Raw genomic sequence first — 24,787 nt, forward strand, 5'->3', positions numbered from 1 at the left:
CGGCCCATGGCGTCAAGTACCGGACACACAGCACCTGTCAGCAAGGACATCTACTGGAGGCGCCGGGCCTTCGTGCTGATCGGCGTGCTGTTGGTGTTCGCGCTGATCGCCTATGCCTGTAGCCCTTCGGAGAGCGAGAACACCTCGGACAGCAACCAGGCGGGTGTCGAGGATCCCTCGCCCTCTCCCAGTGTGCCCGAGGAGGAGCCGTCCGAGGACGCTTCCGAGGAACCCGAGGAGGACGCCTCCCCGTCACCGTCCGCCGAACCCTCCGAGGGTGAGGACGAGGAAGGCGACGAGGAGTCGGAGGAGGAGGGTTCCTCCGGCGGGGGCTCGGCCGACGCCGCCGCGCCGGAGAAGCCCGAGGACCCCTGCCGTCCGCAGGACGTGGTGGTCTCCTTCGACTTCTCCGAGGCCGATCAGGAGGTGTACGGGGCCGACACCGACCCCGGGTTCAAGGTCTCCGTGGTCAACGTCGGCGAACAGACCTGCACCGTGGACGTGGGTCCGGAGGCGCTCGAACTGATCGTGCACTCCGGCGAGGACCGCGTCTACTCCACGGCGGACTGCGTGGAGGGCAAGGCCTCCCAGGAACGCCAGCTGGAGCAGGGCCGCCCGCACGACTACTCGATCACCTGGGAGCGGGACCGTTCCTTCACCGACTGCCGGTCGACCTCGTCACAGGCGCAGGCCGGTTGGTACAAGGCCAACCTCCGGGGCGACATCGTGGGCGGCGTGGACCAACTGGTCTTCCAGCTCAAGGCCTGAGCGGGGACGCGGACCACACCGGTTTCCGCAAACTCCAGGACTCTTCGTCATCAGGTCACTACTATTCGTAGTGACCTGATCTCGTCGTCGTTGGAGTGAACCATGAGGACAACCCTCGGGCTCGTCGCCGCCACCGCCCTCGCCCTCTCCTTGGCCTCGCCCGCGCAGGCCGAGACCATGAGCTACGACCTCTTCGTCGACGATGCGCCCGAAGTGCGGAGCGAGAGCGTTACCGGCTCGCTCCGTTCCGTGGTCCTGGAATGCGGACCGGCCGCAGGAGAGCACCCCCGAGCCGAAGAGGCCTGCGACCTCATCGAGAAGGCCGGCGGACGGGTCTCCGACGTCGAGGCCGGTACGAACGATCTGTGCACCATGGAGTACCGGCCCGTCAGCGTGATCGCCGTCGGTGGGGGAGAGCGCTACGAGGAGACCTTCGGCAACGGCTGCCTCCTGTCCGTGGCCAAGGGCGCGGTCTTCGACTTCTGAGCGTGGGAGTAGCGCCCCGGCCCGTCAGAACTGGGGTTCCTCGGCGATGGTGAGCTTGGGGCGCGTCTGCTTCTTCGGATCCTTCGGCTTGTCCGGACTGCCCTTCTTGCGGCGACTCTTGGACACCCACTTCAGGGCGTCCTTCAGTTCCTCGACCTCGTGGGTGCGGATGCCCGGGATGGGGTCGCCGAAGTTCTTCGGTACGACCGCCTGGGTGAAGCCGAGGCGCTGTGCCTCGGCGACCCGGCGGCGCACCCCCTGGACGGTGCGTACGTCCCCGGCCAGTCCGACCTCGCCGACGGCCATGAACCCGGGCGGCAGGGCGACGTCGTTGTGGGAACTGCCGGCCGCGATGGCCAGCGCCAGGTCGACGGCGGGTTCGCTCAGCTTCACGCCGCCCACGGTGGACGCGAAGACGTCCATGTTGGCCAGCTTCATGCCCGAGCGCTTCTCCAACACGGCCAGGATCATGTTCACCCGTGAGGTGTCCAGGCCGGACGTGGCCCGGCGCGGCGCCGGCAGTGGCGAGGGCGCGACCAGGGCCTGCACCTCGGTGATGAGGGGGCGCCGTCCCTCCAGGGCGACGGTGACGCAGGTGCCGGGGACCGGGTCGGTGCGATCGGTGAGGAACAGCCCACTGGGGTCGGGCAGGCCCTCGATGCCCTTGTCGCTCAGCTCGAACACGCCGATCTCGTCGGTGGGCCCGTAGCGGTTCTTGACCGCGCGCAGCAGCCGCAACTGGGAGTGGCGTTCGCCCTCGAAGTACAGGACGACGTCGACCAGGTGCTCCAGCATCCGGGGTCCGGCGATGGAACCGTCCTTGGTGACGTGGCCGACCAGGACGGTGGCGATGCCGCGTTCCTTGGCGATCTGGATCAGGGCGCCGGACACCTGGCGGATCTGGGTGACGCCACCCGGGACGCCGGTGGTCTCGGGGGAGACCATGGTCTGCACGGAGTCGACGATCAGCAGCTTCGGCGCGACCGCGTCCACGTGAGCGGCCAGGGTCGCGACCGAGGTCTCCGCCGCCAGGTACAGCCGGTCGGAGAGGGCGTCGAGGCGTTCGGCGCGCAGCCGTACCTGCCCGGCCGACTCCTCGCCGGTGATGTAGAGGACCGGTGCGTCGGCGGCCCGCATCGCGGCGACCTCCAGGAGCAGGGTCGACTTGCCCACGCCGGGCTCGCCGGCCAGCAGCACGACACCACCGGGGACGGCGCCGCCGCCCAGGACACGGTCGAGCTCGTCCACGCCCGTGGGGACCGCCTCGGCGCTCTCCACGCTGATCTCGGTGATGGGGCGGGCCCTGGCAGTGACGGGTGCGGGGGCGACGGCGTTGGGCGCCGGCGCCCCGGCCTCCTCGACGGTGCCCCAGGCCTGGCACTCACCGCAGCGCCCGACCCATTTGAGGGTGCTCCATCCGCACTCGACGCATCGGAACGAGGACTTCACTGCTTTTGCCATGGTCGCCACGCTAACGGGTGCCGGCGACATGCGCGGAGCGCTGTCCACAGCGGCTTCGAAAGCACCGGAATATCTTCAGCGACACATGAAAGTTACCTACGAGTTAGGGCGCAGGCGCCGTAACTTATGTTAAAGAATGTGTGGGGAGTCACTCCCCGGCGGTACCTGACAACTCCTATGCCCCGCTCCTTGGAGAGGAAGACCCTCGTGTCCCGCTCACACGAATCCCCCGTCCCCCACGCTTCCGGTGCCGGCTTCCGGCGCCACCTGGCACGAATCTTCGCCCCCGTCGCCATCGCGGCCCTGGGCATCACGATGGCGGCGGCTCCGGTCGCGGCCGATGAAGTCGACACCTCCGCCTACTCGCACTACGTCGCCATCGGTGACTCCTTCACCGCCGGTCCCCTGGTGAGCGCGCAGATGCCGCTGCTGGGCTGCATGCAGTCGTCCGTCAACTACCCCAAGCTTCTCGCCGAGGAGCTCGGCGTCGAGGAGATCACCGACGTCAGCTGTTCCGGCGCGGTGATGAACGACCTGTACGAGAATCAGTTCAACGACACCGAACCGCAGCTCGACGCACTCCGACCCGAAACCGACCTGGTCACGGTGGGGATCGCCGGCAACGACTTCGGCTTCGCCGACGTGCTCTTGGAGTGCTCCAAGCAGAGCCTGAGTAACCCGGTGGGCAGTCCCTGCGCCGACCACTACGGCTCAGAACTGGACGACCGGATCGAGGGGATGCGGGGCGAGGTGTCCCAGGTCTACGCCGACATCGCCGAGCGCAGCCCGAACGCGACCGTGCTCGCCATCGGCTACCTCCAGATCATGCCGGAGAGCGGCGGCTGCTGGCCGAGCACGCCGATCGCCAGGGGTGACGTCCCGTTCCTGGACGAGGCGCAGACCACGCTCAACACGCTGATCGCCGAGGAGTCCGCGGCCAACGGGGCGGTCTTCGTGGACACCTTCGAGCGTGGTCACGACGTCTGCCAGGGGTCGGACACGCGTTGGGTCGAAGGGCTGATCCCCGAGGACGGTGCCCCGGTCCACCCGAACAACCTGGGCATGGCGGCCACGAGCGACTTCATCCGCGACACCCTCGGAGTCCCCAGCCCCTGATAGGAGCTCTCGCTCCGGGTCGCCGGTGAGGACGGAATTCACCTGGTGGCCCGCGACGATCGACCCCGGCGGATGATGTTCGGTTGGTGCTTTGCCGACCGAAATGTCCGCCGGGGTCAAGCAGTTTTTACCGTCTTTCGATGCCGGCCGGACTACGGAGAGTGACTTAACGTAATCAATGTGTGACCAATGGTGATGGGTCGGCGGTGGGAGATCCACGTCACAGCGGCGTGGTCCACCCCGACCGATCGAGGAGGGTCACCACATGCACCTGCCGCGACACCACGAGCAAACTCGGGCCTGCCGTCCCACCACGCACCCGGGGCAGCAGGCCGTCGCAGTCGGAGCACGCCCTCGGGGAACGCGGGCACTCGTCGTCGCCGCGCTCGCCGCGGCGGCCCTGACCACCGGGGTCGCGCCGGCACTCGCCCAGCCCCACCAGCCGACCGCTCCGGCCGCCACCGCCGAACAGAGCGGCCCGGAACGTGTCCACCAAGCCCTCACCTCCGACACCATCGACAAGGCCATCAGCGCGGCCGAGGCCCAGAAGGGCAAGCCCTACTCCTGGGGCGGGACCGGCCCCGGCTCCTTCGACTGCTCCGGACTCGTGCAGTACGCCTTCGGCGAGGCCGGCGTGAGTCTGCCCCGCATCGCCCACGACCAGGTCGGCGCCGGGACCCGTGTCTCCTACTCCAACGCCCAGCGCGGTGACCTCCTGTACTGGACCGACGGAGGCGGTTACGCCTACCACGTCGCCATCTACCTCGGGGGCGGGCGCATGATCGACGCCCCGAACTCCGGCGGCAAGATCGGCGAGCGCGCCGTGACGCGCTACAACCTCGCCGGCGGAGTGCGCCTGTAGCCGCACCTGCCCCGTCTCTCTTGTTCGACGGCCGTCGCCCACAGGGGCCACGGCCGTCGGCTTCTGTCACAGGGGTATGCCGGAACGGTCGGGAAGAAGGTCCTTCGCCACGCCGCGTTCACGCCCCCGGTCGCCCCAGGACCCTCGAAAGCGCATACTCTGGGTCCTGTGAGCCCTATCCAGGTCCCAGACGCGCCCGTGGTCCTCTCGACGGCGTCGGTCTACCCGGAGAAGACCCCGGCCGCCTTCGAGATCGCCGCGAAGCTGGGGTACGACGGTGTGGAGGTGCTCGTCTCCTCCGACCCGGCCAGCCAGGACATCGAACTCCTCCGGCGCCTCTCGGACTATCACCAGATGCCCGTCACCGCAGTCCACTCGCCCTGTCTCGTCCTCACCCAACGGGTGTGGGGCAAAGACCCCTGGGGCAAACTCGTCCGTTCCAAGGAGATGGCAGAGGCCCTCGGGGCCAAGACGATCGTGGTCCATCCGGCCTTCCGCTGGCAGCGCGAATACGCCAAGGACTTCGAGATCGGCGTCTCCCGCATGCAGGACGAGACCGACGTGGTCTTCGCGGTGGAGAACATGTACCCGGTCCGGGTGCGCGACCGCGAGGTCGTCCCCTACGCCCCGAGCTGGAACCCGCTCGATCGTGACTACCCCGACGTGACCCTCGACCTCTCGCACACCGCCATGTCCGGTTCCGACGCGATGGACATGGCCAAGCGGCTGGGCGAGCGTCTTTCCCACGTGCACGTCACCGACGGTCTGGGCGGCCAGAACCTGGACGAGCACCTCATCCCCGGGCGGGGGAGCCAGCCCGTGGCCGAACTCCTCGAACACCTGGCCGGCAACCGGTACGAGGGGCAGCTCGTCCTTGAGGTGAGCACCCGCAAGGCTCCCGACCGACAGACCCGGATGCGAGAGCTGGCCGAGGCGCTGGCCTTCACCCGACTGCACTTCGCCGGACCACGCGAGCCCGAACCCGCGCTGGGTCGCCGGGAACGGATCGCGCTGTTGCGCCGCCGCCCGCAGGACCCGCCTCGACGCTTCGCGGTGGACGAAGGCGGAGCCGTCGATGACGAGGGCACCGTCGACCCCGACTGAAGCATCCGTGTCGCCCTCCGAGGTGGCCGTCCACGGGTTGGGACGCGTGGTCCACCTCGGGTCGATGGGGCGACTAGCGTGGAGGGATCCGCAGAGAGGACCCCTTCATGATCGCGATCATCGGTGCAGGAAAGATGGGCGAGGCACTGCTCGCCGGGCTGTTGGCCAAGGACCACTCCCCGAAGGACGTCCTGGTCACCGAACCGCGTGCGGAACACGCCGCGGAGCTTCGCGCGCGCTACGGGGTCGAGACCGTACCGGCCGTCGACGTCGCCAAGCGTGCCGACACCCTGCTCTTGGCCCTCAAACCCCAGGACATGCTCGCCCTGTTGGACGAGATCGCCCCGCACCTGTCCGAGGAGCGATTGATCATCTCGGTGGCAGCGGGGCTGACCACCGCCGTGCTGGAGAGCCACCTGCCCTCCGGGGTCCCCGTGGTCCGGGCCATGCCCAACACCCCGGCCCTCATGGGGCGGGGGATGACCGCCGTCTCCGGTGGGGCGCACACCTGCCCGGAACACCTGGACCGGGCGGAGGCGCTACTGGGCACGGTCGGCGAGGTGATCCGGGTCGGTGAACAGCACATGGACACGGTGACCGCCATCTCCGGGAGCGGGCCCGCCTACTTCTACTTCATCGCCGAGACCATGATCGAGGCCGGAGTGGCGATGGGCATGCCACGTGCCACGGCCCAGCGGCTGGTCGAGCAGACGATCACCGGCGCCGCCGCCATGCTCGACGGTTCGGGGGAGCATCCGGTGGTACTGCGAGAAGCGGTCACCTCGCCGGGTGGGACCACCGCCGCGGCCCTGCGCGAGTTGGAGCGGCACGGTGTACGGACCGCGTTCACCGACGCGATCGAGGCCGCGCGGGATCGGAGCAGGGCCCTGTCCGGGAACTGATCGCCGGGGCATGTGATGGAAATCACAGGGAAATCTTCGATGATTCGTGATCGAGGGGCGTGTGAAGTGGCGTCGTAGGGAGTGCATAAAGTCGGGCAGAGCGGGTGGAACCCCGCCTCCTTCCATCCCGCACACTCCCAGTACGTCCTCCAAAGATTCCGGGGCCCCATGACCAACGCTCAACCGCCATCGGACCCTTCCCACCAGCCTGGCCAGTCCGGGCCGAACACACCCCCGCCCGGAGCTCCGAGTGGTCCCCAGGTCCCTGGGAACCCCTCCGGTGGTCAGCTCCCTCCCGGGCCGAACACCGGGGGGCGTCCCCCGGTCGGTCGTCCTCCGGGCGGTCCACCTCCCGGAGGTCCGCCGCCCCAAGGTGGGGTGCCCTCCGGCGGTCAACCGCCGATGGGCCCCCCGAGTGGTGGTCAGCCTCCGATGAATCCCCCGAGCGGTGGTCAGCCGCAGTTCGGTCCCCCGAGCGGTGGTCAACCGCCGATGGGCGGACCCATGGGCCCGCCTCCGGGTGGGATGCCGCCGGCCGGTCCGCCGCCTCCCGGTGGGATGCCGCCCGGTGGGATGGGCGCCGGTGGTCTGCCCCCGGGTTTCCCCGGAGGTCCCGGCGGTCCCGGCGGCCCCGGTATGCCGCCGCCCCCCGGCGGCCCGTTCGGTGGTCCTCCCGGCCCGCCGCCCCTGCCCCCGCTCGGCCTGTTCCGGTCCAAGTCGGGCCTGCGCGCCGCCCTGCTCAACCTGTCCGGTGTCGGCGCGGGCTACTTCTACCTGCGTAACTGGCTGTTCTTCGGCATCAACGTGGGCGTCACCCTCGCCCTCCTGGTCACCGCCGCGATCCTCGGCGCGGCCGACGACCTGCTCGTGTGGGTTCCGTCGCTGCTCTTCTGGATCCTGATCACCGTCGTGCACGGTCTGTTCGCCGGTCGTTCCCACGACCGCCGACTCATGGGTCGAGGGGAACAACCCTCCGCCAAGCCCATGCCGATGATCCTGGCGGCCTGTCTGGTGCTGGTGATGGCGGCCTCGCTGCTCGGTGTGTGGCAGGCCGGCGAGTGGCGCCTGCGGGTCGCCGACGCGGCGCACGCGCGCGGGGACTGCGGCACCGCGATCAGTGCCTACAACGGGGTCGAGGCCGGGTTCCAACTCTCCATGTCCCCGAGCCTGATGAACCGGGCCCGATCCGGGGTGGAAGCCTGCGAACTGCTGCGCCGCGCCCAGTCCGACGTGGACAACGAGGCCTACGACCACGCGCTGGAGTCCTACAGCGAGTACTTCGCGCACGGGGCCGCCCAGTGGGAGGACACCGACGGCAGCGTCGCCGACGTCCACCTGGACTACGCCTCCCAGCTCGCGGTGGAGGCCGACGAGCTGTACAGCGGAGAGGTGACCGAGGAGGTCGAGGAGGCCTTCCGACAGGCTCAGGAGACCTACACCTTCGTGGCCGAGGACTTCTCGGACACCCCTGCCGCGGGGCAGGTGCCGGACGCCCTGGTCGACCTGTACGACCTGGCCACCGGTGACTACGCCGACGAGAACTGGTGTGGGGCCTTCGGCCAGATCGGTATGTTCGACGACCTGAGCTGGGACTCCGCCCCCGAGATCGCCGACCGCATCGAGGAGGAACGTCCCAACGCCGCGCTGGAGTGCGGATGGGACCAGATCGACGACGAGAACTTCGACGAGGCCGAGGCACAGGTCGAGGTCCTCACCGCCGACTACCCCGATCACGAGGCCGACGAGGTCGAGGACCTGGAGCGGCACGTCGGCGCGGGCCGCATCGAGCAGCAGATGGACCTGGCCACCATTGTCGGTGAGAGCGCGCTCGAAGGCGGCCCCCTGGAGACCGGGGGCGGTGACAAGGTCTCCGTCCAGTACGTGAACTACAGCGAAGAGGCGATGCGGTTCCTCTACGTAGGTCCGGACGCCGTGCACGGCGAGGTCGTCATCGACCCCTGCGAGGACTGCGACACCTCCTCGCCGCCCTCCGACGTCTCGTGCCTGAGCGACCCGAACGCGATGGACCTGGAACTCGACCCGGGTGAGTACCGGATCCTCATCGGTTCGGCCGACGGCCTCCTAGACCGTCCCCTGCACGACACCCTCAAGATGAAGGCCGGGGACACCTACGCGGACTGCATCTACACGGAGTAGGAAGAACGTCCCGTAGGTCGCGGACACGACCTTCACGAGCCCACCGGGGCCCGCACGAGTCACCATCGTGCGGGCCCCGGGGTGCTGAGGTGGACCCGGTTTGCGTACTGTGTGCTTCGAAGCACGCACACCTGGAACGGGGGTCACCATATGGGAGGGCGCACGTCCTGCTCGCTTCGGGTGGCATGGGACGAAGGACTCACCACCTACGACTTCGGGCCGCAGCACCCGATGGCACCGATCCGCGTCGAGCTGACCATGGCGCTCAGCCGTGAGTTCGGCGTCTTCGACGGGCCGGGTGTGGATCTGATCGACGTGGAGCCCGCCTCCGACGAACTGCTCTCCATGGTGCACGATCCCGCCTACATCAAGGCGGTCAAGCGGGCGGGCAAGACCCTCCAGCCCGACGACACGCACCTGCTCGGGACCGTCGACAACCCCGTCTTCCCCGACATGCACGACGCGGCCGCACTGATCTCCGGCGCTTCGGTCGCCGCCGCCAAGTCGGTGTGGACGGGACAGAGCGCGCACGCCGCGAACATCGCGGGCGGCCTGCACCACGCCATGCGCGGTCACGCCTGGGGGTTCTGCGTCTACAACGACCCGGCGCTGGCCATCGCCTGGTTGCTGGAGCAGGGAGCCAAGCGCATCGCGTACGTGGACGTGGACGTCCACCACGGCGACGGCGTCCAGAAGGCCTTCTACAACGACCCGCGCGTGCTCACCATCAGCCTGCACGAGTCCCCGGTGACGTTGTTCCCCGGTACCGGTCAGGCCTCCGAGACGGGTGGACCGGACGCGGAGGGCTACGCCGTGAACGTCGCCCTGCCCGCGGGCACCGGCGACACCGGCTGGCACCGTGCCTTCGAGGCGGTCGTCCCACCGCTGTTGCACGAGTTCCAGCCGGAGATCCTGGTGACCCAGCAGGGGTGCGACACCCACGCCCTGGATCCGTTGGCCAACCTCACGCTCAGCGTGGACGGCCAGCGTCGCGCCTACCAGGAACTGCACAAGCTGGCCCGCAAGACCGCGGGCGGTCGTTGGCTGATGTTCGGTGGTGGCGGTTACGGGTTGGTCCACGTGGTGCCCAGGGCCTGGAGCCACCTGCTCGCCGAGGCGGCCGGTACCCCCATCGACCCCGACCGCGAGACCCCGCAGGGGTGGCGCGACTTCGTGCGCGAGCGCACCGGCGAACTCGCACCGTTGTACATGACGGACGGGCGAGAGGTCTCCTTCACACCCTTCGAGAACGGTTACGACCCGGGCGATCCCATCGACCGGGCCATCCACGCCACCCGCACCGCGATCTTCCCCAGTCACGGCATCGACCCCACGCTCTGAACCGACGAATCGATCCTCCCGGGTCGGGGCGGTCGGTCACACGATGGTGAAATCCGCGTGTTCTCCGCGTGGGCGGCGTCCAGGGGGTAGGAAGGGAATTAATACCGGGCGAACGGGAGCGGGCGCCGTGGTGGCCGCCCGGCGTGTCACCGCGATCGCCGCTCAGGGAAGGAAGGGGAACGCAGGTGACGCCGCCGACACGCGCCGAACTCATCACCTATCTGGTTCGCACGGGGATCGCGGGGCATGTCGACACCCCACGGCAGAACAACCTGCGCCACTACCGAAGGCTCGTCCAGAAGGACCCCTATCACCAGTTCGGCCTGTCCTTCTCACAGGCCTGGACCTTCACCGAGGTCCTCGCGCTCCTGAACAAGCGGTGCGGTGTGGTGGGCGACGAGGAGTACGTGTGGGGGATCGACACGATCGACCCCGACCGGACCATCGACGCCCTGGAGGCCCTCGCCGACCGGCTGGCGTTGGCGGCGGAACGCCGTGAACGCGTCATGTTCGCCACCGGTCACCCCCGCAACCTCCAGGAGACCTACGCCGCCTGGAAGGACGCCTTGGTCGCGCGCGGCTGCACTGTGCTCACCGCGGCCGGCGGATACTCCTACGAGGTGACCACCGAACGCCCGCCCAATCGACGGATCGTGGTCTGGCGGGACGACGTCGCCATCGTGACCGACGGCCGGCTTCCCCGGCACAGTCACCATCCGTTCGCCATGCGGGCCATCCTGAACGAGCTCGGAGACCGCGGTGAGGCATGGCCGCAGTTGGTCATCGCCGATCACGGGTTCGCGGGGGCCGCGGGGGAGATGGGGGTGCCCACGGTGGGCTTCGCCGACTGCAACGACCCCGCGCTCTTCCTCGCCGAACATGAGGGAAAACTACTGGTCACGGTGCCTTTGGACGACGGTTATCTGACCGAGGACTACGCTCCGCTGCGGGATTACGTTCTCTTCAGGGCCGGGCTTGCCTGAGCAGGGCCGACCATTTATACCCACCGTTAAACCTCATCTGACCCGTGGTCAACGCATATCCCCGAAGACAGCACGAACGACCTTCCCTAGGAGGGAACTCGGCTCTACTCTGAAAACGGACGTGTCAGTAGTGACAGCATGACACGCTGGCGTGTCGGTGGGACGGACACGGTTTCCGGGGTCGTCCGATCCCAGTACGGCACGCCAGGGCTGAAGGGTAGACAATTGGTCACGTCCGGGAATGAGGGCGTCGGAAGATGAACGGGAGCAAGCCGCCTCTCGAAGAGGTCAGGTTCTTGACCGTGGCGGAGGTCGCCACGATCATGCGAGTATCCAAGATGACCGTTTACCGAATGGTGCACTCGGGAGTTCTCCCCGCAATCCGTGTGGGGCGTTCCTATCGGGTCCCAGAACGTGCCGTGCACGACTACCTCCGCGAGGCTTTCGTCGAGGCCGGTTGATCGAGCGGAATCCGGGTGTGGGGCGCTTGCGCCCGACACCCGTCCGCCGCACACCAGAGGGACGGTGCGCCCCCGGCACCGTCCCCATGGTGATCTCCCCTCGCCGGTGGTCGCTCCGGGAACGGGCCGTATGGCTCTTGCCCCGGGGCGACGAAGGGCATGCCAGGGCATCTACTACACTTTGTCGTTGATGTAGTCCGCCCTGATCACACCCCGTTCGCGAGGTTACCTCGATGCCCAGTACCAGTACGGGTACGCGACGCCGTCGTGCCGTGCCGCGCCTGTCGGCCGCCGCCTTGGCCGCCGTCCTCGCCTTGTCCGGCTGCGCAGGTGGCACCGAGATCGAGAGCGGCGGCGAAGAGGACCGCTTCATCTCCGGTGATGGCAGCGCCACCGTCTTCGAGACCGGCGAACGCGAAGCCGCGCCCGACGTCAGCGGCACCACCTTCGAGGGCGACGACCTCGCCCTGTCGGACTACCAGGGGCAGATCCTCGTCCTCAACGTGTGGGCCAGCTGGTGCGGCCCCTGCCGTGCCGAACAGCCGGTGCTCGACGAGGTGCACACCGAGTACGGGGACCTCGGTGTGGACTTCCTCGGTGTGAACATCAAGGACAACGAGACCGCCGCGCGCTCCTACACCGACAACAAGGGCGTCCTCTACCCGAGCCTGCACGATCAGCCCGGCGAGATCCCACAGGCCTTCCGGGAGACGGTCCCGCCCCGAGCCATCCCCAGCACCCTGGTCCTCGACCCGAACGGCGACATCGCCGCACGGGTCATCGGCCCCACCACCTACGGACAGCTCACCGAACTCCTCGACCCGCTGGTGGTCGAGTTCGACCTGGGCGATCCGGAGGAACGCCCCCGGGTCTCCGAGGAGGACGGTGACTACGGGGCCGAGGACTCCGAGGGCACCGACGAGACGGGCGACGAGGGCGCCGACGAGGACGACGGCTGATGGATCCCATCGGCACCACGATCCTGTCCGGCTCGCTCCTGCTCGCCGCGCCGCTGGCCCTGGCCGCCGGACTGGTCTCCTTCCTCTCCCCGTGCGTATTGCCCCTGGTCCCCGGGTACCTGTCGTACGTGTCCGGGATGAGCGGCTCGCACGTGCGGGAACGCCAAGAGGCCGCGGGCGGCGGCACCGTCACCGACATCGACACCGAACTCGCCTCCCGGCGCTGGACGATGGTCACGGGCAGCGTCCTGTTCATCGCCGGATTCAGCCTCGTCTTCATCGCCGTCGGTGGGTTCATCGGCTGGCTCGGCGACCTGTTCATGGCCTACACCGACCCCATCACCCGGGTGCTCGGCGCGCTCACGATCGTGCTCGGCCTGGCCTTCATGGGGTTCATACCGGGGTTCGGCCGCGAGTTCCGCTTCCACCGTCTACCCCGCGCCGGATTGGCGGGCGCACCCCTGCTCGGGGTCCTGTTCGGGCTGGGTTGGACCCCGTGCATCGGACCGACCCTGGCCGCCGTGCAGACCCTCGCCTTCGTCGAGGGCGGCGCCGGCCGCGGCATGCTCCTGTCGCTGATCTACTGTGTCGGCCTGGGACTGCCCTTCATCCTGGCCTCCCTGCTCTACCGACGCGCGCTCAACTCCTTCGATCGACTCAAGCGCCACACCCGTACGGTCACCGTGATCGGCGGGGTCATGCTCGTCCTGGTCGGCCTGGCCATGGTGACGGGGCTGTGGAGCGAGATGACCATCGCCATGCAGGGCTGGGCCGCGAACTTCCAGACGGTGATCTGACTTGACCACGACCAAGACCGACACGCCGACGACATCAGGGGACGAGCCCCGCTCCGCCAAGGGCCTGGGCGTCCTGGGATGGGCGCGCTGGATCTGGCGCACCCTCACCTCGATGCGTACCGCGCTGATCCTGCTGTTCCTGCTGGCGCTGGGCGCCATCCCCGGATCGATCCTGCCGCAGAACGTGGTGAGCGTCGACGAGGTGGGCGCCTACTTCCAGGAGAACCCGGAGCTGGCCCCCTGGCTGGACCGGTTCTACCTGTTCGACGTGTTCTCCTCGCCCTGGTACGGAGCCATCTACCTGCTGCTCTTCGTGTCGCTGGCCGGGTGCGTGATCCCGCGCGCCATGGTCCACGCCAGGGCCGTACGCGCCAGGCCGGTGACCACGCCGCGCAACCTCGGCCGGATGCCCTACGTGGCGCGGTTCGGTACCGACGCCACCCCCGACACCGTCCTGGAACGGGCGCGCAAGGTCCTCAAGGGCTATCGGGTCGAGCGTTACGGGGACTCGCTCTCCGCCGAGACCGGTTACCTGCGCGAGGCCGGGAACGTGCTGTTCCACCTGGCACTGCTCGGGTTGCTCCTGGCCCTGGCCGCCGGTTCCTTCTTCGGTTACCGCGGCAACATGCTCATCGTGGAGGGCGACGGGTTCGCCAACACGCTGCCCTCCTACGACGCCATCTACCCGGGGCACTGGACCGACACCGACGAGTTCGCGCCGTTCACCATGCACTTGGACGAGTTCGAGGCCTCCTTCATCGAGGACGGTGACCTGCGCGGCCAGGCGGAGTCCTACATCGCCGACGTGACCTACACCGAGGAGCCCGGTGGGGAGGAGAAGACCCACCAGCTGGAGGTCAACCACCCGCTGAGCGTCGACGGTGTCCAGGTGTACCTGCTCGGCCATGGCTACGCGCCGGAGTTCGAGGTCCGCAACGCCGACGGTGACGTGGTCTTCGACCAGGCGGTCCCGTTCCTGCACCGCGAGACCATGAGCTACACCTCCGACGGCGTCATCAAGGTTCCCGACACCGGGGGCGAGGAGCTCGGCTTCGTGAGCGTCTTCCTGCCCACCGCCGCCGAGGACGCCGAAGGGGAGCTGGTGTCCACCTACCCCGGCACGGAGAACCCGATGGTGACCCTGGACGCCTACCGGGGTGATCTCGGAATGCTCGACCCACAGTCGGTCTACCAGCTCCAGACCCGGAACATGGAGGGGCTCGGGGAGTCGCCGGTGATGGGGATCGGGGACACCTGGGAGCTTCCGGACGAGGCCGGTTCGGTCACCTTCACCGGTGTCGAGGAGTACGTCACCCTGCAGAGCAACCGGGATGGGGCCCGGGTGCCCGCGCTCACCGCCGCGACCCTGGCGGTCGTAGGCCTGGTGGTCACCCTGTTCGTGCGCCCCCGCCGAATCTGGGTGCGCGCCACCGAGGGTGAGGACGGACGGACCCGGGTGGAGCTGGCCGGACTCGGCAAGACCGAGGTGGCCGGCAACAACGCCGAGTTCCACGAGATCACCACACGACTTGCCGGACGGCTCCGGAGTGAGTCCGACGACAACCCCACCACCCCAACCGAAGAGTCGACCACACGAGGGAGTGACCGGTGACGAACACACTCGCCGCACCGGTGAACGAGAGCATGGCGTCGGCCAGTGACACGCTCATCATCGCGATGATCGTGACCTACGCCGCCGCTCTCTTCATGTTCGCGATCGAGGCCGCCTATGGCCGTCGCACCAAGCTGAAGCCGGGCCGCCTCATGCCGGTCGGCTCCGGAGACGTCGGGGGCGACGACAGCGACATCGAGGTCAGCGTCCGGACCGGTGAGGGCGAGGCCCAGGCTTCCCAGAGCATGCTCGGCCGGGTCGCCCTCGGGGTGACCGCGCTGGGCTTCCTGTTCAGCCTCGCCCAGATCATCACCCGTGGTATCGCCGCGAGCCGCTGGCCGTGGGGCAACATGTTCGAGTTCGTCGTGGCGATGTGCCTGGTCGCCGTCGGCGCGCTGCTGTTCGCCTCCTGGCGCTACCAGGCCCGTTTCCTCGGCGCCTTCGTGCTCGTTCCGGTGCTGCTCCTGCTCGGCATCGGTGTGCGCTGGCTGTACGTCGACCCGGGCCCGCTGATCCCGGCCCTGCAGTCCTACTGGGTGCCGATCCACGTCACGGCGGTCATCATCGCGGGCGGCGCGTTCATGGTGTCCGGCGTCGCCGGCATCACCTACCTGGTCTCGCACCGTGCCGAGGCCAAGAAGGCGCTGGGCGAGAAGGTCACCGGTATCGCCGGTCGCCTGCCCAGCCCGGAATTGCTGGACCGCATCTCCCACCGGTTCATCCTCTTCGCCTTCCCGCTGTGGACCTTCGGCGTCATCGCCGGATCGATCTGGGCCGATGAGGCCTGGGGCCGCTTCTGGGGTTGGGACCCCAAGGAGGTCTGGTCGTTCATCTCCTGGGTGATCTACGCGGCCTACCTGCACGCACGGGTCACCGGCGGTTGGCGCGGTCCCAAGGCCACCTGGATCAACGTGCTCGGTTTCGCGACCGTCATGTTCAACTTCTTCGCGGTGAACTACATGTTCAGCGGTCTGCACTCCTACGCCTGATCCGCTTCGGAGCGCGAGCACGACTCTCGCGCAAGGGCGGCCCGAGACGATCGGGCCGCCCACCGTCCTTCAGGAGGGCTAATGGCGCTTCTGGGAGAGCACGGGAGGCGCCGTCGACGCGCGGACGACCAGGGAGGTCTCCAGGGTGACCGTCCCGGTGGACTCCGCCGCGTCCACCGAGCGCAGGAGCAGGTCGACCGCCCCGCGCCCGGCCTCCGCCACCGGCATGTCCACCGTGGTCAGGGCCGGGCTGGAGTACCGGGCGACGTGGCTGTTGTCGACGCCGATCACGCTGAGGTCGCCGGGAACGCTGAGACCGAGTTCGATGGCCCGTCGGACCAGACCGAAGGCGAGCAGGTCGTTGTGGGCCAGGACCGCGGTGGCACCGCTCGCCACGACCTCCTCGGCCACGGCACGGCCGCCTTCCTCCGTCGGCGGGTTGGGGCCCACGCGTTGGATCAGGATCCCGTGGTCCTGCGCGATGTGCTCGGTGGCGCGTTCGATCTCCCCGCTGGTCCAGGCGCGCGAGGGGCCGCCCACCACGACGATCTCCCGGTGACCCAGCTCGACGAGGTGTTCCATGGCCCGACGGGCTCCGGCGCCGACGTCCATCAGCACCCCGGACACCCCGCGCAGTCGCCGGTTGACCACGACCAGCGGGATCTCCCTGGCCAGTTCCGCTATGACACGGTTGGTCAGCCGCGGTGCGACCAGTACGGCGCCGTCCACCTGTTTGGCCATGGAACGGACCAGCTCCTCCTCGACCCGTGTCTGTTCGTCGGTGTCGGCGATGAACACGTGGTAATCGCGGGCGCGGGCCTGGGCCTGGGCCGCCTTGAGCAGGGGAGGGAAGAAGGGGTTGGCGATGTCGGCGACGATGAGCCCGAGGTTGCCGGTCCTGCTGGTGGACAGCGCGCGCGCCGCGCGGTTGGGGCGGTAACCGAGTTCCTCCGCCGCGGCGAGGACCCGTGCGCGTGTGTCGGCGTTGACCAGGTGTGTCGCGGAGAAGGCCCGCGAGACCGTGGAGACGTGGACCCCGCTCACCCGTGCGACGTCCTTGATGGTGACGGCCACCCGTGGACTCCGTTCCGCTGTTCGGTCATGGTGACGGCAAGCGTTTGCCCCGGGGATACCCCTCGGACCTTGCCGCTTTTGTCATCCTGACCCATCGAAGACCCGTCTTTCCAGCATTTTCCTGCAACAACTCGGTGGAGGAGGGTTGACGGGGTCATAGGGATCGGGGACGTTCGTGCAAACGTTTGTACACGGGTTCCCGACCCGCCATCCCCCCGGAGGAACGTCGATGCGCAAGCCGCACCCGATCCCGTCGCTGACCTTGGCGGCCGTACTGGCCATCACCGCACTCACCGCCGCTCCCGCGGCGGCCGACCCCGACGTCGACCCCCGTGGCATCGGTCGCCAGACCCTCCCGGAGGGCGACGGCTGGGGATCGGCCGGCCACGGGGTCACCGGCGGTTCGGAGGCCGCCCCCGAGGACGTCCACGTGGTCTCCACCTTCGAGGAGTTCCGCGCCGCGGTCGGCGGTAAGGACGACGACACCCCGAAGATCGTCTACGTCGACGGGCAGGTCGACGCCGATACCGCACCGGACGGCACCCCGCTGACGTGCGAGGACCACGCGGTGGACGGATACACCCTGGAGGAGTACCTGGAGACCTACGATCCCGAGGTCTGGGGCCGGGACGACCCCGAGGGTCCCCTGGAGGAGGCCCGCCTGGCCTCCGCCGCGGTACAGGCGGAACGGATCCGCGTCGAGGTCGGATCCAACACCACCGTCGTGGGCTTGGGCGGCGACGCCGTCCTGTCCGGTGTCAACCTGCGCGTCCACGACGTCGACAACGTCATCCTGCGCGACCTGACCTTCTCCGACGCCCACGACTGTTTCCCCGGCTGGGATCCCACCGACGGCGACAGCGGCAACTGGAACTCCGAGTACGACCAGGTGGAGGTCTCCGGCGCCACCAACGTGTGGGTGGACCACAACACCTTCGATGACGGCGACAACCCCGGCACGGAACTCCCGGAGTACTTCGGCCGCAAGTACGAGGTGCACGACGGGCTGCTCGACATCGTTCGGGAGACCGACCTGGTGACGGTGTCCCGTAACCACTTCGATGGTCGGGACAAGGCGATGCTGCTGGGCAACAGCGATGGCCGGACCACTGACCGCGGCTATCTGCGGGTGACCTACCGGCACAACCACTTCGACGGGTTGGGGGAGCGGGCGCCCCGGGTGCGGTACGGGCAGGTGCACGTCCACAACAACCTCTACACCGTCCGGGACCCGGAGCACTTCGGCTACAGCCTGGGGGTCGGCGTGGAGTCGCACCTGTACGCCGAGAACAACATCTTCGACCTGCACGATGGCATCGGCGCCGGCGCACTGCTCCACAACTGGGGCGGTACCGACATCGTGGAGCACGGGAACGTGACGATGTCGGGGGGCGGGGGACGTCTCGCCCCGGTGGACCTGGTGGCCGAGCACAACGCGCACTACCCGGACGCGCCGCTGGGCACCGACCTCACCTGGGTGCCGCAGTTCACGGCCGAGGTGGAGCCGGTGCACGCGGTCCGCGGGTTGGCGCGTGAGGTCGGGGTCGGACTTCTCTGAGGCCGTCGCCCTGCCCGTGGAACGCGTTGGGGCCGCACCCGGAAAAGCCGGGTGCGGCCCCAACGTTCGTTCACGCGGCAGAACCGCTCGGGGCCACTAGTCCTCCGGGTCGATCCGTCGGTTCAGTCGACGGAGGAAGTCCGGATCGTCGTCCGGTCCGAGCGGGTGCGGGCTGCCGGAAGGCTTGGAGAAGTCCGACGGGTCAAGGTCGTCCGCGGACACGGCTTCGTCCTGAGCGGGCGCGTCACCCGGCACGGGAGCGGGTGTGCGTGGCCGGCCGAGGAAGAACCAGAGGATGAATCCCACGGGTACGAACAGTCCGATGACGACCAGCCACAGGATTTTCGGCAGGTTCCGAGCCTCCTGGGCAGGGGTGGTCAGCGCGTCGAAGAACGCGTACACCCATAGAACGATCGATACGAGCGTGATCAGGCCACCGAGCCACACCATGGTTCCAGCCTACTCTTGCTGTCCACTCCTCATGGCCGGACCCGGTCCAAGGGTGCGGGAGACCGCGCGGAACGGGTGGCCGGGGCCGTCGAGGACGTTGTTCTGTCTTGGGGTCAGGGGGTGGTTTCGCTGGGCTCCCCGAGGAGGAGGGCCCGTACCTCGGATTCCCGGAAACGGCGGTGCCCGCCAGGAGTACGGATACTGCTGATCCGCCCGGACGCTGCCCAGCGGGTCACGGTCTTGGGATCAACCCGGAAGAGTGAGGCCACTTCCCCGGGGGTCAACAGGCGTTCGTTTGCTCGTTCCACCTTCACGTTCCCCCAATCATGCCCGCCTGGAGTGAGGGGGCGGCGGGCGTTTGATCCCCTAGTGTGCACGAGTTGGACCGTTTCCTCCCTAGTTTTCGGAGAAATTACGGCGATCGGGGGATAGGTGGGGGATATGTGATCGGAACGTGATGTTCGGTCCCCACTGTCGGGATTGGAAACATCCCATGAATATCCGTGCCCGATGCCTTGAGTGCCCCGTTCCAACAGCGACGGAACACACCCGGACCTGGTGCACGATGCCCGAAGCAGGCCCTTAACCTGGGGTGAGGGCCGTCCGACCGGGACACCACCCCTTCTGCCGCGCTCGTCCGGCTCGGCCGTACACGCACGTGAACGTGCGTGGATGGGTGCGCTGACCAATCTAGTGCAGGTAAACGTCTGTTGTGAGGCTTTTTCGATGCGTAGCTGGTTGACCTATACCGCCGCCCGTGTGGCGCTCTTCGGCGGCGCCTTCGGGGTCGTCTATCTGTTCGGTGCGAGATCCTGGGTCGCGCTGGTCTTGGCATGGTTGATCAGTGGCCTGGCCTCCTATGTCCTGTTGTCCAAGTGGCGCGATCGGATGTCGTCCTCCGTCACCGAATGGTCGGACAAACGCAAGGAGGAGTCGGTCGGAGAGCGTCTGGTCGGCGGCGCCGCTCGTGAGGACGAGATTCAGGACGAGGTTCTGCGCGCCCAGAAGGAGAAGGCCGCCGAGAGCGCCGACCCCGTCGCCGGTGCCGAGTCCGAGTCCGAGACCGAGGTGAAGGTCGAGACGGAGACCGAGGCGGACAAGCCCGTCAAGTAGGCGCCCGGCACAACGACGGGGTGGCCGCCGCCCCACGCGGCCACCACCCCGATGTCGGACCCTCAGGAGGTCGGGAACATCCCCAGGCGGGCGTGGTGAGAGTCGCCCAGACGCTCGGTGTCACTACCGACGTACAGCCCGTCGGAGGTCGCGTACAGGGCCTCCACCCCGTGGCCGCGGGAACGGCCTGGGTTCCACTCCAGAGCGCGGCCGGACGTCGGGTCCACCGCCGCGATCCCCTCACGCTCCACCGAACCGGGCCCCGGGTTGAGGGCGCCCTGTTCGTTGTCCATCCACCGCTGGTGACCGCCCACGTAGACGGCGCTGGAGGTGACCTCGACCGAGTAGAGGGAGTCCCCGCCGGTCAGGTTGGTCCAGGTGGGTTCGGCTCCCGCGGTGGCGTCGTTCTCAAACCGGGCGGTGGACTTGCACAGCCCCGGCTTGACCTTCGGGCCGCCCGCGGTCACCACCGCGAAGTAGGAACCGTCGGGCGAGAAGTCCATCTGCCGCATGTAGGTGTGCATGCGTTCGTAGTCGCAGGGCGCCTCGTAGGCGGAGGTCGACCACGGCGTGAGACCTCCGGAACCGGTGTCGATCATGGCGATCTGGTAGCGGTCCTCGCCGTCCACCTTGGTGAAGGTCCCGTTGATGGCCAGCCGCTGCCCGTCGGGGCTCAGGGCCAGTTCCTGCACACGCAGGCTTCCGCGCCGCTGCTCGGAGATGGTCGGGGTGAAGTCGGCGTCGACGGACCCGTCACCGGCGTCGATACGGGCCAGACCGGTACGGCTCTCCCCGTTCACGGCGGAGAAGCTGCCGCCGAGGTAGACATCGGTGCCGTCGGAGACGAGGCGGTACAGGTTCCCGTCGTCCAGGGTGGCGTCGAACCCGTCGACGGTGGCCCCGGTGGTGCCGTCGACGCGGGCCACGCCCCGGCTGCTCGAACCGTTGACCTGCTGGAAGTGTCCACCCAGGATCACCGATCCGTCCGGCCCCTGGGCCAGGGAGGTGACGGTCCCGTCCACGGAGGGGGCGAAGTCGGTCAGGATCTCACCGCTGCCCTGTCGGAACGCGAACAGGTTGCGCCGGTCCCGGGTTCCGCTCCCGTCCGCTTCGGAGACCCGGCCGAACTCGCCGGCGACCACGACGGTGTCACCGACCTGGAGGATGTCCTTGACCGAGCCGTCCAGCACGTGCGGCGTCCACCCCACGGGGCTTTCGCCGACCACGCCCTGGTGCGGAGCGGCGACCGCCGGCGCGGCCGTCGCGATGGTGAGCGGAAGCAGGAGCAGGGAGCCCATGGTCAGGGCGACGAACGTTCGGGCCGTTTTCACGGGGCTCTCTCCTCGGGCGCGGGAACGGCTGCGGTGCCCCCATTCTTGCATGAAGTAGTCGAATGACTACGTCCAGTGAATAAACTTCCGCGCGGTCCGTGGCCCCCTCCGACCGCAACCGACGAAGACGCGCCGCCATCGATCGCGACGTCCACATCGTTCGGGGCGAGGGCGGTCTCGTACGCCGACCGGGCCCCCTTAGTCTTGTTGCCATGACCCGCGCGAAGCTCGATAAGCAGCCCCAGGACGTCGCCGCGATGTTCGACGGCATCGCAGAGAACTACGACCTCGTCAACGACGTCATCTCCCTCGGCCAGGATCGCGCCTGGCGCCGGGCCGTGGTGGACGCGGTCGACGCCCACAGCGGTGAACTGGTCCTGGACCTGGCCGCGGGCACCGGAACCTCCTCGGAGTCCTTCATCAAGAAGGGCGCCCGTGTCATCGCCTGCGACTTCTCCCTCGGCATGCTCAGCAAGGGCGCCGAGCGGCGGGGCGGCGCCTCGCGCGCCGGGGTGACGTTCGTGGCCGGTGACGCGCTGTCGCTGCCCTTCGCCGACGAGACCTTCGACGCGGTGACCATCTCCTTCGGTCTGCGCAACGTCGCCGACGTGGACCAGGCCCTGCGCGAGCTGCTGCGGGTGACCAAGGTCGGCGGCCGGTTGGTCATCTGCGAGTTCAGCCACATCCCGGTGGAGTTCATCGACAAGCTCTACTCGACCTACCTGATGGCGGCCCTGCCGAAGGTCGCCGGTGCCTTCTCCGGCCGGAGCGAGGCCTACGACTACCTGTCGGAGTCGATCATGGCCTGGCCGGACCAGGCGGGGCTGTCCAAGTACCTCCAGGCGGCCGGTTGGTCGCGGGTGGCCTGGCGCAACCTGACGTTGGGCACCGTGGCCCTGCACCGCGGCTTCCGGGAAAAGTAAAATCCGACATAACGCCCAAGTGGCGATGTTGTTCGTATAAACCAACAAAGCTCTCAAGTCCCAAGGAACTCTATTCCTTGGGACTTTTTACGTTACTGGTGAGTCACTTAGTCCCGTTTATCCGCCATGAGCTGCGCTCTTGTTGCGGAGCGGCGCTTTGATGTCGGCTGTGGTGGTTATGGATGCAATATCCGATTTCTTGAAGAACGGGCCCCGGGTGTCGCCTCTTGGCTCTTGGGGGGCTAGACTTCGGAAAAGAGGCTTGTGAAGTGCTTCACAAGCGCACGAGGCGTAGGCCACATGGCCCTATGTCGGACAAGTCGGAAGTCCCGAACCGACCCATAACACCCCCGTTGGCGGGTCGAACCCGCACTGGCCCGCCACGGTAGGACCGCGCGAGTAGTCGAGGACCCACCCGTGAGTGAGACAGCCACCTCCGCTCCCAGAGGCCGTGAGCGGAACGAGTACGACGCCGACGTGATCATCGTCGGTGCCGGCCCCGCCGGTGCCACCACCGCCTATTACCTGGCCCAGGCCGGTCTGGACGTCCTCCTCCTGGAGAAGACCTCCTTCCCGCGGGAGAAGGTCTGTGGTGACGGACTGACCCCCAGGGCCGTGAAACAGCTCACCTCGATGGGCATCACCTTCGAGGACGAGGGCTGGATCAAGAACCACGGCCTGCGCATCGTCGGGGCCGGCGTTCGACTCGAACTTCCCTGGCCCGACCTGGCCGCCTACCCGGGGTACGGGCTCGTCCGTACCCGCTACGACTTCGACCAGATCCTGGTCGAGCGAGCGGTCGGTGCCGGGGCCAAGCTCCTGGAGCGCACCAACGTCACCGGCCCCATCATGGACGAGCGCAGCAACCGCATCGTCGGTGTGCGCGCCAAGAACGCCGACCGCGAGCCCGTGACCTTCCGGGCGCCGCTGGTCGTCGCCTCCGACGGCAACTCCTCCCGGCTCTCCGTGGCCATGGGTATCCGTAAGCGTGACGACCGCCCCATGGGCGTGGCCGTGCGCACCTACTTCGAGAGCCCCCGGCACGACGACGACTACCTGGAGTCCTGGCTGGAGCTGTGGGACAGGAGCGAAGACAAGGACGTCCTCCTGCCCGGCTACGGCTGGGTCTTCGGCGTGGGCGACGGCACCAGCAACGTCGGCCTGGGCATTCTCAACTCCACCACCGCCTTCAAGGACGTGGACTACCGGAAGCTGCTGCGCCGGTGGACCGACTCCATGCCCGAGGAGTGGGGCTTCACGGAGGAGAACCGGAAGGGCAAGATCCTCGGTTCGGCGCTGCCGATGGGCTTCAACCGGGTTCCGCACTACGCGCGCGGCCTGATGTTGGTCGGTGACGCGGGCGGCATGGTCAACCCCTTCAACGGGGAGGGCATCGCCTACGCGATGGAGGCCGGGCAGATCGCCGCGGACGTGATCGTGCAGGCACAAGGTCGCACCACCCAGCAGACCCGGGAACGCGTCCTGCTGAGCTACCCGGAGATCCTCGCCGACACCTACGGCGGTTACTACACGCTCGGTCGCTACTTCGTGAAGGTCATCGGCCAGCCCGAGTTCATGAAGTACGCGACCAAGTACGGGCTGCGTCAGCGCACCCTCATGAAGTTCGTGCTGAAGATGCTCGCCAATCTCACCGAACCGAACAAGGGCGACGCCATGGACCGGGTCATCAACGGCTTGAGCAAGATGGCGCCCGCGGCCTGACCCGCGGCCTCGACCGCGGTTTCTCGCGACGCCGCAAAAGAGCACGGGCCGAAGCGATAGCGGACGCCCACAAAGCACAGCGTTCTCGTGAGGGGCGCCCCCTTCGGGTGCTTTCGAAAAGGTGCCCTTCACCCCGAAAAGGATGCGGGACATGCAGGTGAAAACGTTCACAAGACCGCCGGGCACACGGCCCGGCGGGCTATTCGGCGGAGGAGGGTGAGCCGTGGAGCTGTACACACCGGTACTCGTGCTCGGCGGGATCGGCGCCGCCTTCGTGGTGGTGTCGATGGTCGTCGGAGCGATCGTCGGACCCAAGCGCTACAACCGCGCCAAGATGCAGGCCTACGAGTGCGGCATCGAGCCGACGCCACAGCCCGCGGGCGGCGGCCGTTTCACCGTCAAGTACTACATGACGGCCATGATGTTCATCGTCTTCGACATCGAGATCATCTTCCTCATCCCCTGGGCGATCCACTTCGACGCCCTCGGCTGGTTCGGTCTGATCGCGATCATCCTCTTCCTGGTGAACGTCTCCATCGCCTACGCCTACGAATGGCGCCGCGGAGGCCTCGAATGGGACTAGGCCATGTGCGGCGGACACACGACCTAGGTCATGTG

At 68.1% G+C, this 24,787-nt stretch carries 24 protein-coding genes; 19 read left to right on the forward strand and 5 right to left on the reverse strand.

Annotated elements, in window-relative coordinates; translation table 11 throughout:
• Positions 1–6: 6 nt before the first annotated feature.
• Positions 7–768, forward strand: coding sequence for a hypothetical protein (locus BQ8420_RS26280; protein ID WP_087102273.1), 762 nt, complete (start codon positions 7–9; stop codon positions 766–768).
• Between the two features lie 102 nt (positions 769–870).
• On the forward strand, positions 871–1,254 hold the full coding sequence (locus BQ8420_RS26285) for an SSI family serine proteinase inhibitor (protein ID WP_087102274.1): 384 nt from the start codon (positions 871–873) through the stop codon (positions 1,252–1,254).
• 24 nt (positions 1,255–1,278) lie between these two features.
• Here BQ8420_RS26285 and radA read toward each other — a convergent pair whose 3' ends face one another.
• The gene (gene radA, locus BQ8420_RS26290) at positions 1,279–2,715 is read right to left on the reverse strand and encodes a DNA repair protein RadA (RefSeq protein WP_087102504.1); all 1,437 of its coding nucleotides are present in this window, start codon (positions 2,713–2,715) and stop codon (positions 1,279–1,281) included.
• 207 nt (positions 2,716–2,922) lie between these two features.
• Between radA and BQ8420_RS26295 the strand changes: the two genes are divergently transcribed.
• The 12 genes from BQ8420_RS26295 (at position 2,923) to ccsB (ending at position 15,998) form a co-directional block, all read left to right on the forward strand.
• Positions 2,923–3,831 carry an SGNH/GDSL hydrolase family protein gene (locus BQ8420_RS26295; RefSeq protein ID WP_235006511.1) on the forward strand — a complete coding sequence of 303 codons (909 nt, stop codon included), beginning with the start codon at positions 2,923–2,925 and terminating at the stop codon, positions 3,829–3,831.
• A 265-nt stretch (positions 3,832–4,096) separates the two neighbouring features.
• Complete coding sequence (locus BQ8420_RS26300; RefSeq protein WP_087102278.1) at positions 4,097–4,693, forward strand: C40 family peptidase; 597 nt, start codon at positions 4,097–4,099, stop codon at positions 4,691–4,693.
• Between the two features lie 168 nt (positions 4,694–4,861).
• Positions 4,862–5,797: a sugar phosphate isomerase/epimerase gene (locus BQ8420_RS26305; protein WP_087102281.1), complete on the forward strand. Its 936-nt coding sequence runs from the start codon at positions 4,862–4,864 to the stop codon at positions 5,795–5,797.
• Between the two features lie 107 nt (positions 5,798–5,904).
• On the forward strand, positions 5,905–6,699 hold the full coding sequence (gene proC / locus BQ8420_RS26310) for a pyrroline-5-carboxylate reductase (protein WP_087102283.1): 795 nt from the start codon (positions 5,905–5,907) through the stop codon (positions 6,697–6,699).
• Positions 6,700–7,335: 636 nt separating this feature from the next.
• Positions 7,336–8,856, forward strand: coding sequence for a hypothetical protein (locus tag BQ8420_RS26315; RefSeq protein ID WP_087102506.1), 1,521 nt, complete (start codon positions 7,336–7,338; stop codon positions 8,854–8,856).
• A 180-nt stretch (positions 8,857–9,036) separates the two neighbouring features.
• The gene (locus tag BQ8420_RS26320) at positions 9,037–10,197 is read left to right on the forward strand and encodes an acetoin utilization protein AcuC (RefSeq protein ID WP_087102508.1); all 1,161 of its coding nucleotides are present in this window, start codon (positions 9,037–9,039) and stop codon (positions 10,195–10,197) included.
• A gap of 185 nt (positions 10,198–10,382) precedes the next feature.
• On the forward strand, positions 10,383–11,180 hold the full coding sequence (locus BQ8420_RS26325; RefSeq protein ID WP_087102285.1) for a phosphatase: 798 nt from the start codon (positions 10,383–10,385) through the stop codon (positions 11,178–11,180).
• A 257-nt stretch (positions 11,181–11,437) separates the two neighbouring features.
• A complete protein-coding gene (locus tag BQ8420_RS26330) occupies positions 11,438–11,641 on the forward strand; it encodes a helix-turn-helix domain-containing protein (protein ID WP_013155995.1) in 204 nt (67 codons plus the stop codon).
• A 233-nt stretch (positions 11,642–11,874) separates the two neighbouring features.
• A complete protein-coding gene (locus BQ8420_RS26335) occupies positions 11,875–12,600 on the forward strand; it encodes a TlpA disulfide reductase family protein (RefSeq protein ID WP_087102287.1) in 726 nt (241 codons plus the stop codon).
• Positions 12,600–13,397 (forward strand): cytochrome c biogenesis CcdA family protein, encoded by a 798-nt coding sequence (locus BQ8420_RS26340; protein WP_087102289.1) that lies wholly within the window; start codon positions 12,600–12,602, stop codon positions 13,395–13,397. The genes BQ8420_RS26335 and BQ8420_RS26340 overlap by 1 nt, the downstream gene beginning before the upstream one ends.
• A gap of 112 nt (positions 13,398–13,509) precedes the next feature.
• Entirely contained in the window at positions 13,510–15,009 is a 1,500-nt protein-coding gene (locus tag BQ8420_RS26345) for a cytochrome c biogenesis protein ResB (RefSeq protein WP_087102510.1), read from the forward strand.
• Positions 15,006–15,998 carry a c-type cytochrome biogenesis protein CcsB gene (ccsB, locus tag BQ8420_RS26350; RefSeq protein WP_087102291.1) on the forward strand — a complete coding sequence of 331 codons (993 nt, stop codon included), beginning with the start codon at positions 15,006–15,008 and terminating at the stop codon, positions 15,996–15,998. The genes BQ8420_RS26345 and ccsB overlap by 4 nt, the downstream gene beginning before the upstream one ends.
• Positions 15,999–16,076: 78 nt before the next feature.
• On the opposite strand, the gene BQ8420_RS26355 is transcribed toward ccsB, so the two are convergent.
• The gene (locus BQ8420_RS26355) at positions 16,077–17,072 is read right to left on the reverse strand and encodes a LacI family DNA-binding transcriptional regulator (RefSeq protein ID WP_087102293.1); all 996 of its coding nucleotides are present in this window, start codon (positions 17,070–17,072) and stop codon (positions 16,077–16,079) included.
• Between the two features lie 229 nt (positions 17,073–17,301).
• Between BQ8420_RS26355 and BQ8420_RS26360 the strand changes: the two genes are divergently transcribed.
• Positions 17,302–18,630, forward strand: coding sequence for a polysaccharide lyase family 1 protein (locus tag BQ8420_RS26360; protein ID WP_087102295.1), 1,329 nt, complete (start codon positions 17,302–17,304; stop codon positions 18,628–18,630).
• A 96-nt stretch (positions 18,631–18,726) separates the two neighbouring features.
• Here BQ8420_RS26360 and BQ8420_RS26365 read toward each other — a convergent pair whose 3' ends face one another.
• Both BQ8420_RS26365 and BQ8420_RS26370 read right to left on the reverse strand, forming a co-directional pair.
• Entirely contained in the window at positions 18,727–19,080 is a 354-nt protein-coding gene (locus BQ8420_RS26365; protein ID WP_087102297.1) for a PLD nuclease N-terminal domain-containing protein, read from the reverse strand.
• A gap of 113 nt (positions 19,081–19,193) precedes the next feature.
• Positions 19,194–19,394 carry a BldC family transcriptional regulator gene (locus BQ8420_RS26370; RefSeq protein WP_087102299.1) on the reverse strand — a complete coding sequence of 67 codons (201 nt, stop codon included), beginning with the start codon at positions 19,392–19,394 and terminating at the stop codon, positions 19,194–19,196.
• A 412-nt stretch (positions 19,395–19,806) separates the two neighbouring features.
• Here BQ8420_RS26370 and BQ8420_RS26375 point away from each other — a divergent pair, with 412 nt between their 5' ends.
• The gene (locus tag BQ8420_RS26375; RefSeq protein WP_087102301.1) at positions 19,807–20,193 is read left to right on the forward strand and encodes a DUF4229 domain-containing protein; all 387 of its coding nucleotides are present in this window, start codon (positions 19,807–19,809) and stop codon (positions 20,191–20,193) included.
• A 62-nt stretch (positions 20,194–20,255) separates the two neighbouring features.
• On the opposite strand, the gene BQ8420_RS26380 is transcribed toward BQ8420_RS26375, so the two are convergent.
• Positions 20,256–21,524, reverse strand: coding sequence for a delta-60 repeat domain-containing protein (locus BQ8420_RS26380; RefSeq protein WP_087102303.1), 1,269 nt, complete (start codon positions 21,522–21,524; stop codon positions 20,256–20,258).
• A 212-nt stretch (positions 21,525–21,736) separates the two neighbouring features.
• Between BQ8420_RS26380 and BQ8420_RS26385 the strand changes: the two genes are divergently transcribed.
• The 3 genes from BQ8420_RS26385 to BQ8420_RS26395 all read left to right on the forward strand — a co-directional run bounded on the left by BQ8420_RS26385 (position 21,737) and on the right by BQ8420_RS26395 (position 24,752).
• Positions 21,737–22,447, forward strand: coding sequence for a demethylmenaquinone methyltransferase (locus BQ8420_RS26385; protein WP_087102305.1), 711 nt, complete (start codon positions 21,737–21,739; stop codon positions 22,445–22,447).
• A gap of 417 nt (positions 22,448–22,864) precedes the next feature.
• On the forward strand, positions 22,865–24,169 hold the full coding sequence (locus BQ8420_RS26390) for a geranylgeranyl reductase family protein (RefSeq protein ID WP_087102307.1): 1,305 nt from the start codon (positions 22,865–22,867) through the stop codon (positions 24,167–24,169).
• Between the two features lie 223 nt (positions 24,170–24,392).
• A complete protein-coding gene (locus BQ8420_RS26395) occupies positions 24,393–24,752 on the forward strand; it encodes an NADH-quinone oxidoreductase subunit A (RefSeq protein ID WP_087102309.1) in 360 nt (119 codons plus the stop codon).
• Positions 24,753–24,787: the final 35 nt, after the last annotated feature.

The organism is Nocardiopsis sp. JB363 (assembly GCF_900143625.1).
Classification (GTDB): domain Bacteria; phylum Actinomycetota; class Actinomycetes; order Streptosporangiales; family Streptosporangiaceae; genus Nocardiopsis.